Origin of the sequence: Streptomyces xanthophaeus (assembly GCF_000725805.1) — a bacterium.
Classification (GTDB): Bacteria; Actinomycetota; Actinomycetes; order Streptomycetales; family Streptomycetaceae; genus Streptomyces; species Streptomyces xanthophaeus.
In genome coordinates this window covers 1-230 of record NZ_JOFT01000155.1, presented here as the reverse complement: position 1 = coordinate 230, position 230 = coordinate 1, and the positions used below count along the sequence as shown (strand labels likewise).

1 pseudogene is annotated in these 230 nt (G+C 66.1%); it reads right to left on the bottom strand.

The features are described 5' to 3' along the window. Positions 1 to 230, bottom strand: a pseudogene (locus IO30_RS0129265) (lytic transglycosylase domain-containing protein); the annotation flags it as partial.

Below are 230 nucleotides of genomic sequence, written 5' to 3'. Positions count from 1 at the left end.
GAGTTCGTGGCGGTGTGGTTCCAGCCGCTCTCACGGGAAACGATGTTGTTGAACGCCGCGAACTGCGCCGGGTCCTTGATCATCTGCTGGGCGATCGCCTTGGCGCTCGTCGGGGCCGCCTGAGCGGGAACCGTGGCGAGCATGGAACCGGCGACACCCAGGGTGAGCACGGTACCCACGAGGGTCTTCTTCGAAGCGGCGATGCGGCGGATGACGGCGTTGGACACGGA